This is a genomic window from Actinomycetaceae bacterium MB13-C1-2, from assembly GCA_035621235.1.
Classification (GTDB): domain Bacteria; phylum Actinomycetota; class Actinomycetes; order Actinomycetales; family Actinomycetaceae; genus Scrofimicrobium.
In genome coordinates this window covers 285,014-300,370 of the sequence record CP141731.1, presented here as the reverse complement: position 1 = coordinate 300,370, position 15,357 = coordinate 285,014, and the positions used below count along the sequence as shown (strand labels likewise).

Below are 15,357 nucleotides of genomic sequence, written 5' to 3'. Positions count from 1 at the left end.
ATGAATGGTCGAGCCGACGAGTACCCCGTGCCGTTCCGGCATGCCATTGCAGCGGTTGATGGCTCGGGAAGGGTCTTGTGGAGCCAAGGCGAACTGGACCGAGTGTTCCCGCTGGCGTCGGTGACGAAAGTCCTGACGTCGCTAGGGACGATGCGTGCGGTTGAGGAAGGGCTGGTGAGCCTGGATACTCCGATAGGCCGCCGGACGGGCCACGATGAGCCCTACACCGTCCGGCACTTGCTGTCGCATTCGTCTGGCCTAGACGTTGAGGGTGACGGGGATTCCTTCCGTGATGCTCCAGAACAGAAGAGGATTTACTCAAATCAGGGATTCGAAGTTCTAGGGCGACACCTGGAGAAGTCGGTTGGAGCGCCTCTTGAGGAGTGGATGCGCTCACGGGTTTATGAGCCCCTTGGGCTGCAAGCGACAGAGATCCCCGGATCGCCTGCTCGGGCCGGAGTCGGAACTGCGGAGGACCTGACGTTGCTGGTTGAGGAGTTCCTCGACCCACAACTCTTCGCGCCAGAGACTCTCGCGGTGATGACGTCAGTGGCCTACCCGGGACTGAGAGGAACCCTTCCGGGATACGGGCTACAGCCGGACAACGCATGGGGGCTCGGCCTAGAGATCAAGGGCAACAAGGTACCTCACTGGACTCCGCCCGGGACGTCCGCAAAGACATTCGGCCACTTCGGGGTATCTGGCTCCTATCTCTGGGTCGATCCAGAACAGAGAATCGGCGCCGTGTTTCTGGGCGAAGAACCCTTTGGAAAGTGGCACAAGGAGAACTGGCCGAAACTCGCTCGGTTTTTCAATCAGATAGGGGAGTGACACGCCGTGTTACACGGGCGAAACCACTCCCTATCTGATTGGAGATTGCGGAACGCGGAGCATTAGTTCACTTCGATGATCACCGGGACGTGATCTGAGGGACCCTTTCCCTTGCGCTCGTTGCGGTCAATCGCCGCGCTCTGGACTCTTGAGGCTAGCGCGGGAGAGGCATAGATGTAGTCGATTCGCATTCCCTCATTCTTTGGGAAGCGTAACTGCTGGTAATCCCAGTAGGTGTAGTTATCCACTAGATCCCGGGTGACCTCCTTGAAACCTTCGTTCGCGAATTTCGCGAATGCGTCACGCTCGGGCTGGGTTACGTGAGTGCGCCCCTCGAAGAAGCCGATATCCCACACATCAGTGTCCAGAGGCGCGATGTTCCAGTCGCCCATCAGCGTCATCTGAAGCTGTGGGTTCTCACGAAGTTGTTCGCCTGAATAGTCTGCCAGGGCATCGAGCCAGGCGAGCTTGTACGTGTAGTGCGGGTTGTCGATCTCGCGACCATTCGGAACGTAGAGGCTCCAGTTGGTGACGGCTGTTCCGTCCTTGTCCTCAACCGTAACTCCCAGTGCGCGGGCCTCGAGATTCTCTGGTTCGGGGAATCCTGGTTGCCCCGGGAACCCGACCTGCGTATTCAGAATCGGGAGACGCGAGATCACGGCGACGCCGTTCCACTGGTTAAGGCCGTGCGCCACTACCTCGTATCCCGCCGCCTCAATTGGCATCAAGGGGAATTGTTCGTCTTTACACTTGGTTTCCTGAAGAGCCAGAACGTCGATGTTTTCCCGGTCCAGGAATGCGACGACTCGGTCGACTCGGGTGCGGATGGAGTTGATGTTCCAGGTTGCGATCCTCATGCTCCAACCCTACCCAGATAGCGATGATTAGCTCGATTCGCTTCTTCACTTCCATGACGAATTCGGGATGGCGCCCTTCACCCGTCCTGTTTAGCGCAGGGGCTTGCGTGGGATTACCGATGATTCCGTTGAGGTTCTGCGGCGCGTGCTGGGTCTGCGCGATAGGTGTTCGTTGTTTTGCTGCGTGGGTCTCGCGAGATGCCACCTCGTACGATGTGTAGATGGGAACAGCATTAGTAACGGGTGCAACTTCCGGCATAGGGCTCGAGTTCTGCCGTCAACTTGCGGCACAAGGCAACAACCTGGTGCTGGTGGCGCGGGACAAGGAACGACTTAGTTCGGCAGCCACCAATTTTCGCGAGCGCTACGGAGTAAGGGTCGAGGTGCTACGCGCAGATCTGGCGGACGAGGAAGACCTCACCCGAGTTTGTTCTCGTTTGTCGATCGATGGCTCAAAGCAGATGCAGACGATAGACGAGGGATTGAGCGTGCGGATCGCCGATGGCGCGAACTCTGTAGCGAAATCACAGGATCGTGAACAGTCGCCTCCGGTGACACTCCTGGTCAATGCGGCAGGGTTTGGCCTTGGCAAGCCGTTCCTTGACGACACCCTCGAACGCGAGGACTATGCGCTCGACGTGATGGTCCGGGCCGTTATGGGGACATGCCACGCGGCGGGTCGCGCGATGCGGGAGCGTGGTCGAGGGGCCATTATCAATATCGGCTCGGTTGCGGCCGACTCGGGAATGGGAACATACTCAGCGCACAAAGCCTGGGTTCGATCCTTTTCTGAAGGTCTTGCTGAAGAACTCCGAGACTCGGGGGTAAAGGTGACGGTTGTCGTGCCTGGGTTGGTGCGCACAGAGTTCCACCAGAGAGTCGGTGCCGACTACGGTCTGGCCCCTTCAATCGCGTGGAGTTCTCCAGCAACGGTGGTCGGGCAGTCCCTTAGAGCCGCAAAAGAAGGGAAGATTGTCTTCGTTCCGACGCTACGCTACAAGGCCATAAGCTCTGCGCAGCGCCTATTGCCGAGTGGGCTGGTGAAGGCAGTAACCCGCAGACTGCCACACATGTAGAACCGTCCCTCACTCGTACTGCGCTGTTCCTGACGGACTCACTCAGCATCGGCTCACCCTCAACTGTCTCTCACGAGTACTGGGCGTTTGCCCCCTTGTATGGGGTACGCGACGCCATTATCCGAGCGCTCAACCCGGCTGATCCGCGCGCGATACTGTCTCTTAGCGGCTGCGCCGCTCGTGCGAGTACGAGGGCCGCAAGCTTAGCGCGCAGAGATCGTCACGGTAGGGTGTACGACCGCTGCCGACGCACCGGGTGAGGTACTAAAAGATGTTCTTTGCGATCTCTCCAATGTCCTCACGGATGTACTTCGGGCGGTATGGGTACTTTGAGACGTCAGCCAGCTTGGTTGATCCCGTCAGCACCAGGTAGGCGGTAAGACCTGACTCAATGGCCGAAAGCACGTCTGTGTCCATGCGGTCACCGATCATCGCCGTGTTCTCGGAGTGGGCGCCGATCTTGTTCAGTCCCGCTCGAATCATGACCGGGTTTGGCTTACCCACAAAGTATGGCTTGCGTCCCGTCGCCTTGGTGATCATCGCGGCAATCGCTCCCGTGGCCGGAAGGGTGCCCTCGTCCGAAGGTCCGGTCTTATCCGGGTTTGTCGCTATGAACTTAGCTCCGCTTTCAATAAGTCGAATCGCGTGGGTAAGGGCGTTGAAGTCGTAGTTTCGTGTCTCTCCAAGCACTACATACTCAGGCTCAACATCCGTCATAACATAGCCGGCGTTGTGCAGGGCGGTAATGAGGCCCGCCTCGCCAATAACGAAGGCGCTGGAATCTGGGGACTGCTGCGAAAGGAAGGAAGCAGTCGCATTTGCGGAAGTCCAGATCCGATCTTCCGGAACTTCCAATCCGGAGCGCTCCAGGCGTGCTGAGAGATCACGATTAGTAAAAATCGAATTGTTCGTAAGAACCAGATACGGCAGTTCCTTCTCTTTGAGAACGTTGAGGAACTCCTCCGCGCCGGGAAGAGCGCGATTCTCGCGAATAAGAACGCCGTCCATGTCGGTCATCCATGCTTCGATGGGACGTTCGGCGACCCCGCTGGTCGTCATTAGCATTTCTTCTTTTGTCATACGTACAGCATTAGGGTGGTGCGGGGGCTTATACAACTCCTTTGAATTACAAATCACCCGAATTGAGGTCTCTTCTGTGAGCGACGTCGCCAACAACGCTTCCTTCGACGAAACTGCGGTGAATAGTCTCCAAGTGGCAAGTGATCGCCAACTTCGCGATGAAGAGGCGCGGGAAGCCACTGAGCGACGCGGAGTTGGACCGTGGGAAGGACAGCTTCCGGAAGGTGATCACTGGGATACGGAGTTGTTAGTCGAGGGAGATTACCGCAATGTCGAGGACAAATATCGGTACTGGAAGCGTGAGGCCATCAAGGAAGACATAAGTGTCAGATCGCTCGGGTATGAGGTGGCGATAGAGAACCTCGGACACGATTTCAACATCGGTTCGATCGTGCGAACCGCAAACGCTTTGGGGGCGTCTAAGGTACATATCGTGGGGCGTCGCAGATGGAACAGGCGAGGGGCGATGGTGACAGATCGATACATGGACGTTGATCACCACCCGGACGTCGAGGATTTCGTGGATGAGGTAGTTGGAAGAGGCCTCTCAATCGTAGGAATCGACAACCTACCGGGTTCTTCACCCCTGGAATCGGCGACACTTCCTCGTGCGGCAGTACTGGTATTCGGAGAGGAAGGCGCGGGGTTGAGTGAGCAGATGCTCAAGGTCTGCGACAAGGTGCTTCACATAAGCCAGTACGGCTCGACTCGTTCGTTGAACGTCGGTCATGCGGCAGCGATTGCAATGTGGGCTTGGACCCTGCAAAACCCACCGCTTGATGGCCCAAGGGTCCCTGATTAAATGGCCCCAAGTATGGAAGAATAAAGAGCACGGACAAAAATCGACGCGCCAGTCTGCGCGCCGCAAATCAGGAGGTAACTAGTGGCGATTGCAACCCCAGAAGTCTACAAAGAGATGCTTGACCGAGCGAAGAAGAACCGCTTCGCGTACCCGGCCGTCAACGTCACCTCCTCACAGACTCTGACTGCTGCGCTTCAGGGCTTCGCAGAAGCGGAGTCGGATGGCATTATTCAGGTTTCCGTGGGTGGCGCTGAGTACTGGTCAGGTTCGACCATCAAGGATCGTGTTGCTGGCTCACTGGCTATGGCCGCTTACGCTCGCGAGGTCGCTAAGAACTACCCGGTGACCGTCGCACTGCACACGGATCACTGCTCGAAGGGCAACCTGGACTCGTGGGTCATTCCGCTCCTTGAGATTGAGGCAGAAGAGGTCAAGGTGGGACGCCTTCCCTTCTATCAGTCGCACATGTGGGACGGCTCGGCTGTGCCGTTGGCAGAGAACCTTGAGATCGCTCAGAAACTACTGCCGATGTCGGTTGCCGCGGACACCGTTCTTGAAGTTGAGATCGGCGTTGTCGGTGGCGAAGAAGACGGCGTAGTCGGCGAAATCAACGAGAAGCTATACACCACCAGTGAAGACGGCATCAAGACTGTCGAGGCTCTTGGACTTGGTGAGAACGGTCGCTACATGACCGCCCTGACCTTCGGAAACGTTCACGGTGTCTACAAGCCAGGGCACGTGAAGCTTCGCCCTGAGCTGCTCGGTGAGATTCAGGTAGAGGTTGGCGCAAAGTTTGACGCAGGCGATCGCCCCTTCGATCTGGTTATGCACGGCGGTTCCGGCTCAAGCGCCGAAGAGATTGCCACCGCTGTTGCCAACGGTGTCATCAAGATGAACATCGACACCGACACCCAGTACGCGTTCACCCGTCCGGTCGCAGGCTGGATGTACGAAAACTATGAGGGCGTTCTCAAGATTGATGGCGAGGTTGGCAACAAGAAGATGTACGACCCGCGCGCATGGGGCAAGGCTGCGGAGGCCGGCATGGCCGCTCGTATCCTTGAGGCCGCACAGCAGTTGGGTTCTGCTGGCCAGAAGATGTAGCGAAAGGACTGGCGCAGCGGACATGGTTCGTGAGCGCAGGTTCTGAATCAGGCGGGCGCCGATTCGTTTATTGGATGATGGTCTAGGTCCATTCATCTGAGAGCGAATCGGCGCTTTGCAATTCTGTTTTGCATGGAAGCGGGACATTTTCTGGTTTCCAATGCAGACTGGACGTAGTTCAATTGAAACAAGTGAGTGGTGGCGCTGGGGCCGAGAGGGGAAACCAATGACCGACGTTGAATGGACCAGGGTTGAGGGAATGGTGATCGGATCTGACCTTGATCCGATGAAGCTGGCACAGGCGCTGGTTGATCGTTCGGTGGTTGCTGAACTCGAGTGGTACGAGAAGACCCCGCAACTGGTGGGGATTCGGGTCGCGAGCGACGGCGATAAGGTAGCAACCCTAGCCAAGCGCGGTCGCGTGTTCCACCCTGGGCCGGCCCTTGAGGAGCTAGTCGGCGAACTGGCGAATGACCTAAAAGTCGAGGTGATGATCGGGGGTGTTACTGTCGATGCCACCCCTGAAGGCGGACCCGACGACGCGTCACATGACTCGGAACCCGAAGAGAGAATACCGACCCGGATAGTCGAGATCGGCAATACTCCTGCATCGGCAGTTCCTCTTATGGCGGCATTTGAAGGCGTAGACATTGCAGAACTAGATCTCCCAGACGAGAAGCGCCTCCTGGTATCGGTTGTGCCGAGCCATCGGGGCGGTTGGTACTTTGGTGATGTGCCGGTCGTGACACTCACCATGGACGGGGATGAGTTCCAGGCGTTCCTGGTGCCCGAGGATGACCCAGAGAGCGTCATTACCTACAACTGGGGCATGAAAGAGTTGATTGTCGCTGGTGCTCAGGGGTGGGAGAAGGTGCCAGACTCGGTGCAGAATCTGGTCGGTGCTCGCCCGGAGATCCAGGCAATCCACGATGCCGTTCCAGGAATTGATGCTGATGCCGCGTTCGAGGCAACTCAGGTTCGGGGTGCCGCTGCTGTGCGCAAGCTAGTTGCGGCGCTTGGACTTCCCTCTGACGTGGCTGACTTCCTGCTTGGGACTCGTAGCATTGAGCAGATCTCCGGAGCAACGGTCCATCGTGCCCGTGGAATCTCAAACGCCATTGGTAGAAGTGTTGACATCCTGATCGATGAGCGGCAAGAAGGCTCACGGTTCTGGGATGGATACACGGACCTTGTCACCTCCAAGAGCTGGCTGATTCCAGCGGTAACCGCTCTTGAAGCCGCAGGAGGACTTGCTCTGCTGGTCCTAGGTCGGAAGAGAAATGGGTCGCGCTCAACCGCTGGCAAGATTGGGACAGCCATTGGGTCGGTCCTGATGCTTGATTCTGTCGCGCAAAATGCGCTAGCCAAATACATGGGACTCAAGGCAACTCGGCGTGAGGAGGACCAGGAAACGGACCAGCCGTAGACGTCCCTCGGTCATTCGCTTTTGTGACCAGTGCCACTTGGTGCAAAATGGAGACAGATAAGTGTTAGTGGCCATAGGGGGTCGAAATGGAACATGCGCCAAGAATTCTAGTAGGTGTCGACGGTTCTGAGGAGTCGATTAACGCCGCGCGATGGGCGGCTGACCGTGTCGAAAAGGGCGGTGGCACCCTTACTCTCGTCTGTGCGTATGCGATCGCGTCCTACTCGTCGGTTGCGCTGGACGGAGGACTTTCCGTTCTTGACGATCGGGCGCTGCAGGACAGCGCGCAGCGCGTCGTGGATGAGGCGGCGGATGCTTTGGCGGACAGGGATCTTGAAGTGCTCGTCCAGGTGGAGGTGGGTGATCCGGCAAGCGTCCTGACGGAACTCTCAAATGAGTGCGACCTGATCGTGATTGGCTCCCGGGGTGGAAGCGGGTTTGCGGATCGTCTTTTGGGCTCGGTGTCATCGGCGTTACCTGCCTACTCGCGGTGTCCGGTAGTGGTGGTTCCTCAACATACTTCCGGACAGCCTTTCACGCCGGTTCATCGAATCGTGGTTGGTGTTGATGGGTCGGAGGTTGCCTCAACCGCCCTCGAAAAGGCGGTTGATGAGGCCGTCATCTGGGATGCGGATCTGACTGTTGTTGCCGCAGTCCCAATCGCTTCGCCCGGCGCATCGGGCCTGTCGTGGATTCCAGCCCCGGTGAACCACGAGGAGTTGATAGATGATATTCGCGCTTCCATGGACGTGAGTATCGCTAAGGCAAAGGGCGACCGCGAGGTTCGGACATCGCGTCACGCGCTGGATGGTAGCCCTGCCGCTCTTCTGACTGAGTTTTCAACGGCGGTTGACCTGGTCGTTGTAGGGACGCGGGGGCGAGGCGGCTTCGCCGGAATGCTACTTGGGTCGACTTCGCAGGCCGTGCTTCACCACTCGACTTGTCCCGTGATGACGGTGCCTTCCCGTCATCGAGATAGGCGCCGCGGACCTAGTCAGTCTTGGGAGCGCCGCTGAAACCATACCGGGCTTGCCCGATGAGTTGGTTGGCGACGCTGTCTGGAGTGATTTCGGAGGAGTTGCTGACCGAGGCGGTTCCGTTTAGTCGAACCTATTACTACGAGTCATCGGGCTCGGACTAAGTCATGGCCGGGAGGCAGAGCTTCGATCGTACTTCGCTCACTGAGGGCAGCTGACGGGGTCAAGAGGGGTGTCGGATGACACGGTCAGTTGTCGATTCCGTCGTCGGAGTGACCGCATGACGATGGTAATCTGGGTGCCGGATCAATCCCTGCCCTCGTAGCTCAGGGGATAGAGCACCGCTCTCCTAAAGCGGGTGTCGTACGTTCGAATCGTATCGGGGGCACCATCTGAAATGACGCGAAAATCTATGCGTGAGTCGTGTGAATCCCGCTCTTATCGACCGACCCGAGGGGCTATAATACCCAGAGGAATACCCAAACTCAGGTCTGAGTGGTGGATAGCGTTAAGCGAGTCAGACGTCCGCCTGAGTTGGTGACGAATGTCTCGTCATAGTAAGTGCTTCAGATCGAGATAGAAGGAGGGGTTGTCATGACTGTTTTTGAGTTGCGTCCTGTTACTTCTTGTATCTCTGAGGTTGTCTTTAGCTAACTTACATTTGGCAACCTCCTGACTCTGGAGTGTTTCCATGTCATTCGTGCACACTGGCACATCATTTTCTGATCCTTCTGATCTACTCGTCGAACCTGGTCCCGATCAACGGTGGTCCACCTGGCTCGACGTAGTACCTACTCAGCGTGGCCCTCGTCCCCACCCAGACTGGGTGGTCACGGACAGCGCCGCGTTCGACACCGAACTTGGTGTCATCAAATCGGGGAAAGAGGCCTCGGTCTACTTGATTGAACGCGCTGTACCAGGAAAAACTGGTTGTTTGCTGGCCGCCAAGCGGTTTCTCGGATCAGCCCGGCGAGACTTTCACCGCCCTGCCGTCTATATCGAGGGTCGTGCCGTCGTTGATAAGCGCGAGGCGCGAGCGATCAAGAAGAAAACCCAATATGGTCTGTTGGCGGCCGACGGGCACTGGGCTTTCAACGAGTTCCGGGCCCTGGCCGAAGCGTATGAGGCGGGAGTTCCTGTCCCATACCCAGTTCAGGTGAATGGAACCGAAATTCTGATGGAGTTCATCGGTAACGGGAAAGAGGCCGCACCGCGTTTGGCTCAAACGCGGCGCAGAGGACCGGAACTGGCGGACGCTTATCACCAGGTCACGTCGATCTTCAAAGCATTCGCGCGAATGGGCTACGTCCATGGGGACTTGTCTGCATACAACCTGCTTGATGACGGGGAACGAATTGTCGTGATCGATCTGCCCCAGATGGTCGACGCGACTAAGAATCAACAGGGAATGGCCCTGCTGCAACGGGATGTGGAGAACGTGACGAACTGGTTCGAGCGGAAGGGCATGGAAGTAGACTCCGACGCTCTATTCGCCGAAGTCGTAGGGGAGATGTGGTCCTGACTCACGGAACGCTCTTGTCTGAGTTTTCGGTCCTCGGCAAAGGTCGCCTAGCAGCCCGTTCTTTATTCGGGTCAGAACCCTTTCCAGCGTTCACCGAAGCCGGTGGTGAGAACCGCAACCAGATATGCTGCGGCCGCAGCGAGTAGCGATGTTGTAAGACCGAACCGCTGAACCCCGAGGCCTCCCAAGTGGCGAGTAATCGGTATAGTGCTAATGGCCGTCACAACGACGAGGCCTAGTGAGGTTGATTGGACTACCCAGGGAGTAGGCGCCGTATTCCCGGAGGCATGGGATGGGTTCGCTCTTGACACTGTTGTTTGAGAACTCATCGATTCAGATACATGCGAAACAACTAGAGGGAGGAGTTTTGATGGGTCAGACTCTGCCTTCTCCAGACAGAGAGCCTTTGCTTCAGATTAGGAGGGCGTTTCTCAGAGATGTCGAGGGTCTCGCGGCAGTGATGGCAAGTAGGGGTGGGACTGCCGACGACCATATGGGCAATGCGCTCAGATCAATCGAGAAACTTCCAATATTCCTCGTCGCAGAGGTGGATGGGGCGACCATTGGATGGTGCGGCGCTCAGAGAGTCTCGATTCGCGAGGGTGAGGATCCGGAATGGCTAATCTCCGGACTGGCCGTTGTTCCAGGCTTCAGAAGAATACGGATTGCATCGAAGCTGATGCAATCCGTAATCGAGGCAGTTAGTGGGTCCGATTCAGGATCCCTGATCTTCAGCATCGTCAATGCCAATAACGCGCCGTCAATAGCGCTTCACAAGGGGCTTGGTTTCAGCGAGGTTTCGCGCGGCGCATCTTTTGCGGGAGTCGAATTCGATGGGGGAGAGGGCGTTCTATTCGTTAGGAATTGACTGTAACTCTTGTACGAGAGGAGTGACATCGTTCATGGGCTATTCCTGTCGTGTTCCGTGGGGTGCCGGAGGGAACACGATGTCGGCACTTCCGCTTTTGACAGGTACGCATCGCGATTAGCGTAGGCGAAAGCTCAAGCAACCTCTGATCAACTGTAGCGAGTCCTTTTGAGTTCCAGTGTTCGATTGGGCTCTGGATATCGTCCGCTTGGACGTGACGGCCAGTTCCTAGTCTCGATGACGACTCTTATCCCGCATAAGGCCTATCTATCCCGCTCAGTGGGGGTAGGGGTACGCTCCGACGAATCGACGATTTCCGATCTTGTAGTGATAGATGGTAGTGGTTATTCTGCCAAGTTCTAGCTTGCAGATCTTGAGCCGATTGAGACTGAGTCGGCCCGACCAAGGGTACGAGTCTGGAGTCAAGGATTCTGGGACATCATGTTTGAAGATTTCGCTAAGAAGCACACGTTGAGCTCTTAGTGGGAGTTCGCGAAGCTAATTTGTCGTAGCCGGCTCTGAGAAATAGGACTATGACAAGTTGCTGTTGGCCGAGTTTCCTTGCCGTGTTGAGTTTCCGCGGTCTTTCCAGGTCTTGTTGCAAGATCCCTCGTACATTCAGAGAAAAGACGCGCTGAACCGGGTACCAAGGCATCGAAACTGTAATCAGACATGGTGACAACGATGGTCGGGCCAACTGGCTGGTTGAGGTCGCCTTGTAGACGGATATGTCTACAACCGGTACGGTTGAGCTATGAGCACTACGACAATTAGGGTTTCCACGTCCACCAGGGACGCTGTTAACGACCTGGCGGCTCGCCTCGGTCAAACTGTCACGGCCACGGTTGATCGCGCGGTCCGTCTACTTGAACAAGAAGCAATCGGGATCGATCTTGCCGCCCCTTTGAGAGACGATGAGTTGGAGTGGCTGGATGCTGACGCCGGGTGATGTGGTTGAACTTGACCTAGGTAGCCCTAGCGGATCCGAAGCGGGACTGAGTAGACCAGCAGTCGTGGTCACTGCCGAACGGATACTTCGTGGCGGCCCGAATGTTATTCAGGTTGTTCCGCTGACGCGGACTGTCCGGGAAAGTGGTGCGGAGGTTGTTGTTTCTCCGGATTCTCTCAATGGACTCACCGCTGTTTCTGCTGCCCAGTGTCAGCACATTCGCTCCGTTGCGGTGTTGCGTGTCGGCCAGCAGTTGGGCAACGTTGGAGCGGTGGTACTACGGCAGATCAGAGACACTATCGCCACCATCATCGATGCGTAGAGTCGCCACAAGATGCCGTCGCAGTTTTCGTCTCTCTGAGCTAACGTCCGATTTGTGGAGACGAGGTGAGGAGAAATTTCATGAACTCGTTGAGTCGAGCACTAAAGCATGCAATCTTCCTTGGTCTTTCGGGGGCCGTCGTCGTGTTCAGCAGAGACCATACGTCAGAACTGAATTTGAGCCGACTCGCATTGCTTGCAGGCGGCTTTGGCTACTTGAAAACGGAGATAGCTGACGACAGATAGTCGTGCGACAGTAGTGCCATGCGAATTCTTCTGCTTGGCGGCACCGGTTTCCTTGGGCGAGCCATCGCGTCCACTGCCTTGGGGCGCGGTCACAAGGTCGTGTGCCTCGCCCGCGGCAATGGGCGGCTGGTTGATGGAGTCCAGTTTGTCCAGGCCGACCGTGACGGGGAGAACGCGTTGTTACCCGTTTCGGAAGAACGCTGGGATACCGTCATCGACCTGGCACGCCATCCGATTCACGCCAAGCGAGCTGTTAGTGACCTGAACACAGAACACTGGATCTTCATTTCGACAAGCAGTGTTTACAGTCGAGGCGACATTCTGGAACAGGACGAGTCCGCGCCGTTACTTGATCCTCTCGACGCTGACTTTATGGCAGACATGACCCAGTACGGCAGTGCCAAGGTGGCGTGCGAGGGTATCTATCGCGAGAGTAGCCCCTCGTGCACCATTATCCGGCCAGGATTGATTGGTGGGAACGAGGATCACACCGGGCGTAGCGGCTACTATCCCTGGCGATTCGCCCATCCAACTGGCAATGATGTGCTGGTCCCGGACCTCACTTTCCCAGTAGCTCTTATTGACGGTGAGGACCTTGCGGTATGGATCATTCACTGTGCGGAAACCCGTGCCAGGGGGACGTTCAACGCGGCGGGAGACACTGCGGAACTGTTCGAGGTGATCGACCTTTCCAAGGAAGTCGCCTCAAGCAGTGCTGTCCCGCGCGTGGTGAGCAATGATGCTCTGAGTGCCGCTGGAGTGTCCCCGTGGATGGGGTCTAAGTCTTTACCGCTTTGGGTAGACGACCCGGACTACCGATACGTGGCAACACTTGATTCCTCGTCCGCGAAGGAACGCGGCCTGACGTTGCGCCCCCTCAGGGAAACGCTCGCCTCGGCGCTGCAGTATGAGGAGAACCGTGACCGTCCTCGCGTAGCCGGACTGACTGACGAGGAGGAACGTCGACTGCGCCAGCTACTTGATTATCGGGCTGAGAATGGGTGCCCCTCGTCATAACGGGCTTTGGCCGCGTTGGAAGCGGTTGGTTAGCGGATCCCTCGTGCATTTTGGACCCCGGCCTAGACGCGAATGCGGTCACTCGAAAGAGCAATCGCATCAGCCTACTCAGAACCCTTTCCAGCGTTCACCAAAGCCGGTGGTGAGAACCGCAACCAGATATGCTGCGGCCGCAGCGAGTAGCGATGTTGTAAGACCGAACCGCTGAACCCCGAGTCCTCCCAAGAGACTTCCAAGTGGCATGGCCGCAGTTACGCCAGCCGTTATTGAAGCAAGGACTCGTGCCCGTATAGGAGGTGGTGTCAGCCTAAAGAGTGCTGAATCAATGAGCGGGTTTAGCGGGCCCGCAGCAACGCCCGACATGAAGAGCACAACCGCAACAACAGGGAAAGGAGGGTTGAGTGCCATCGTCAAAAAGGGTGGACCGCCTGCCAACAGAAACAAGATGACGAACAGCGCGTGACGAGGTACGCGATCGCCCACAATGCCGTACAGCCCTGCACCAACCAAAGCGCCCGCAGACATACACGCCACCATGACTCCAAGCTCGGCCCCATTGTTTCCGAGCGTTTGGGCGTAAAGCGGTTTGAACACTGTCATCCCGGCGACATCAATCGCATTAGTTATGAACACCATGATCACGACCGCGCGCACCAATGGCGTGCCAACTACAAAACGAACTCCGGCAGTCATTGCCTTCCATCCGAGTTCTGATTGACCATCGATTCCGTCAGGCTCCAGAATCTCCACGGAAGGGACGAAGATAACCGTTATCAAGACAGCCACTGCGAATGCGCCGGCGTTGACGTACATGGCTGGAGCGGGGCCCAGTAATGCAATCAGCAGGCCTGCCAGTCCCGCGCCGAGCATGGTGGCAGTGCGGGAAACTGTGGACTGGAACGCCACTACTTTAGAAAGCGGAAACTCCGCGCGCTCAGAGAGTTCCGGAATCTGACTTGATCTGGCGGCAGACCCCGGGGCATCGAGCATGTTTGAGAGAAATACCAGGACCAGAAGCGACCAGAGTGGCAGAGAATTAAGAGAGGCCAGCAAAGGAACCACTAGAACAGTCACGCCGCTCGCGATATCTGCGACGATGCTCGCCCTCCGGAATCCGAGTCGATCCACAAAGACTCCGCCGATCAAACCTCCAAGCATCAGCGGAAGCGTTGCTGCAACGCCCGCCGCCGCCGTCGCGAGAGGTGTATCGGCAATCTGTAACGCAATCAGAGGGACCGCAACCGTGGTGACCGAGTTGCCAAAGCGAGAGATACCGTCAGCGGACAACAAGGCCACAATTGGGAGCTTCTTCCGATCACCGGAACCACTCATAGTTAGGGTCTGCGGTACGCCGTATAGAGGACATGCGTTGGGGCGGTGCCTTCGCGATCTCTGTTTCCCTTGGACTGCCATTTTGAAACCAACTCATTGAGTTCAGCGCCGAGTTGTTTGAGTTCAGAGGCGGTGAGCCATATGACATCGTCCCCCATGGTTGAGGCCGCGATCCAGTCAGGTGGCAGGGTTTCCTCGGTTTCGAGATAGGTGATCTGTTCTGCTGCATGGCGCTGAACGATTGTCTGACGGAGGAGCCTCCCGGCCACACGACTTTCGGGATCGGCCTGCATTTCCGCAGGTTCGAACGTGGTTGCCTCGGACGAGGCTCTCCACCAACTTTCCCGGCGATCGCGTGCCAACTCTGGGGCCAACTCAACGAAGTCATGTTTCTGCAGGGTGTTCAGGTGGTAGCTAATGGAGCCGGGGGCGGCATCCAACTTCTCGCTAAGTTCCCCGACCGTTTGGGGCCCATCAGACCTCAAGCTCCCGATGATACGAAGTCGTAGGGGGTGCGCCATCGCCCTAAGCGCTGACGGAGTATCAAGGTGAATCGAGGTCCTCTGTTCTTCACTCATATCGATAGCGTATACACACAACAGTTATTGTACAAGAACTATTGTGAATATCGTGAAGAGTTCCGATAATCTAGATATCTGCCAGAGTGGCGCCATAAACCCTACTTTTCCCAGTTTCTCCAACTGTGATGAGCCAGTTGGGCGGGTACTCCGTGCCCGCCCGATACCCTTGCACCACCCGGACATCGAGTAATTCTTGAGTTCAACAAAGGAGTCTTCTCTATAGGAATCCCGACTTCAACGTCCAGTAACAGGGTGGGGACCTCTGGTTCACCCTCGACCCAGGGCCCAAGCCGTTTCACTTCGCGCTGACTGTTTCGGACCAGGAGCAAGTTCGGTCCTTTCTCCGTGCTGCGATCAAGGCGGACGGC

Annotated in this window: 16 protein-coding genes and 1 tRNA gene; 13 read left to right on the top strand and 4 right to left on the bottom strand. The window is 56.9% G+C overall.

The window, feature by feature from the left end; translation table 11 throughout:
• The gene (locus U6G28_01190; protein WRS30338.1) at positions 1 to 831 is read left to right on the top strand and encodes a serine hydrolase domain-containing protein; all 831 of its coding nucleotides are present in this window, start codon (positions 1 to 3) and stop codon (positions 829 to 831) included.
• A gap of 62 nt (positions 832 to 893) precedes the next feature.
• On the opposite strand, the gene U6G28_01185 is transcribed toward U6G28_01190, so the two are convergent.
• Positions 894 to 1,688 carry an exodeoxyribonuclease III gene (locus U6G28_01185; protein WRS30337.1) on the bottom strand — a complete coding sequence of 265 codons (795 nt, stop codon included), beginning with the start codon at positions 1,686 to 1,688 and terminating at the stop codon, positions 894 to 896.
• Between the two features lie 221 nt (positions 1,689 to 1,909).
• On the opposite strand from U6G28_01185, the gene U6G28_01180 reads away from it, so the two are divergent.
• Positions 1,910 to 2,764 carry an SDR family oxidoreductase gene (locus U6G28_01180; GenBank protein WRS30336.1) on the top strand — a complete coding sequence of 285 codons (855 nt, stop codon included), beginning with the start codon at positions 1,910 to 1,912 and terminating at the stop codon, positions 2,762 to 2,764.
• A 264-nt stretch (positions 2,765 to 3,028) separates the two neighbouring features.
• Here the strand turns inward: U6G28_01180 and U6G28_01175 are convergent, their stop codons facing one another.
• On the bottom strand, positions 3,029 to 3,844 hold the full coding sequence (locus tag U6G28_01175; GenBank protein WRS30335.1) for an HAD-IIA family hydrolase: 816 nt from the start codon (positions 3,842 to 3,844) through the stop codon (positions 3,029 to 3,031).
• 133 nt (positions 3,845 to 3,977) lie between these two features.
• Between U6G28_01175 and U6G28_01170 the strand changes: the two genes are divergently transcribed.
• From U6G28_01170 to U6G28_01120, 11 genes are all read left to right on the top strand, one after another.
• Positions 3,978 to 4,646, top strand: coding sequence for an RNA methyltransferase (locus U6G28_01170; protein WRS30334.1), 669 nt, complete (start codon positions 3,978 to 3,980; stop codon positions 4,644 to 4,646).
• 81 nt (positions 4,647 to 4,727) lie between these two features.
• Positions 4,728 to 5,750 (top strand): class II fructose-bisphosphate aldolase, encoded by a 1,023-nt coding sequence (gene fbaA, locus U6G28_01165; protein WRS30333.1) that lies wholly within the window; start codon positions 4,728 to 4,730, stop codon positions 5,748 to 5,750.
• Between the two features lie 226 nt (positions 5,751 to 5,976).
• Complete coding sequence (locus tag U6G28_01160; protein ID WRS30332.1) at positions 5,977 to 7,176, top strand: hypothetical protein; 1,200 nt, start codon at positions 5,977 to 5,979, stop codon at positions 7,174 to 7,176.
• Positions 7,177 to 7,262: 86 nt separating this feature from the next.
• On the top strand, positions 7,263 to 8,192 hold the full coding sequence (locus tag U6G28_01155; GenBank protein ID WRS30331.1) for a universal stress protein: 930 nt from the start codon (positions 7,263 to 7,265) through the stop codon (positions 8,190 to 8,192).
• 276 nt (positions 8,193 to 8,468) lie between these two features.
• A tRNA-Arg gene (locus tag U6G28_01150) sits at positions 8,469 to 8,544 on the top strand.
• 300 nt (positions 8,545 to 8,844) lie between these two features.
• The gene (locus U6G28_01145; GenBank protein ID WRS30330.1) at positions 8,845 to 9,675 is read left to right on the top strand and encodes an RIO1 family regulatory kinase/ATPase; all 831 of its coding nucleotides are present in this window, start codon (positions 8,845 to 8,847) and stop codon (positions 9,673 to 9,675) included.
• Between the two features lie 370 nt (positions 9,676 to 10,045).
• The gene (locus U6G28_01140) at positions 10,046 to 10,543 is read left to right on the top strand and encodes a GNAT family N-acetyltransferase (GenBank protein WRS30329.1); all 498 of its coding nucleotides are present in this window, start codon (positions 10,046 to 10,048) and stop codon (positions 10,541 to 10,543) included.
• 754 nt (positions 10,544 to 11,297) lie between these two features.
• A complete protein-coding gene (locus U6G28_01135; GenBank protein ID WRS30328.1) occupies positions 11,298 to 11,492 on the top strand; it encodes a hypothetical protein in 195 nt (64 codons plus the stop codon).
• Complete coding sequence (locus U6G28_01130; GenBank protein ID WRS30327.1) at positions 11,458 to 11,814, top strand: type II toxin-antitoxin system PemK/MazF family toxin; 357 nt, start codon at positions 11,458 to 11,460, stop codon at positions 11,812 to 11,814. The genes U6G28_01135 and U6G28_01130 overlap by 35 nt, the downstream gene beginning before the upstream one ends.
• 80 nt (positions 11,815 to 11,894) lie before the next feature.
• Entirely contained in the window at positions 11,895 to 12,059 is a 165-nt protein-coding gene (locus U6G28_01125) for a hypothetical protein (protein WRS30326.1), read from the top strand.
• A gap of 18 nt (positions 12,060 to 12,077) precedes the next feature.
• Positions 12,078 to 13,076 (top strand): NAD-dependent epimerase/dehydratase family protein, encoded by a 999-nt coding sequence (locus U6G28_01120; protein ID WRS30325.1) that lies wholly within the window; start codon positions 12,078 to 12,080, stop codon positions 13,074 to 13,076.
• Between the two features lie 108 nt (positions 13,077 to 13,184).
• On the opposite strand, the gene U6G28_01115 is transcribed toward U6G28_01120, so the two are convergent.
• Both U6G28_01115 and U6G28_01110 read right to left on the bottom strand, forming a co-directional pair.
• Positions 13,185 to 14,408, bottom strand: a complete 1,224-nt coding sequence (locus U6G28_01115; GenBank protein WRS30324.1) for an MFS transporter — start codon at positions 14,406 to 14,408, stop codon at positions 13,185 to 13,187.
• 2 nt (positions 14,409 to 14,410) lie between these two features.
• On the bottom strand, positions 14,411 to 14,986 hold the full coding sequence (locus U6G28_01110) for a helix-turn-helix domain-containing protein (protein WRS30323.1): 576 nt from the start codon (positions 14,984 to 14,986) through the stop codon (positions 14,411 to 14,413).
• Positions 14,987 to 15,357 lie beyond the last annotated feature (371 nt).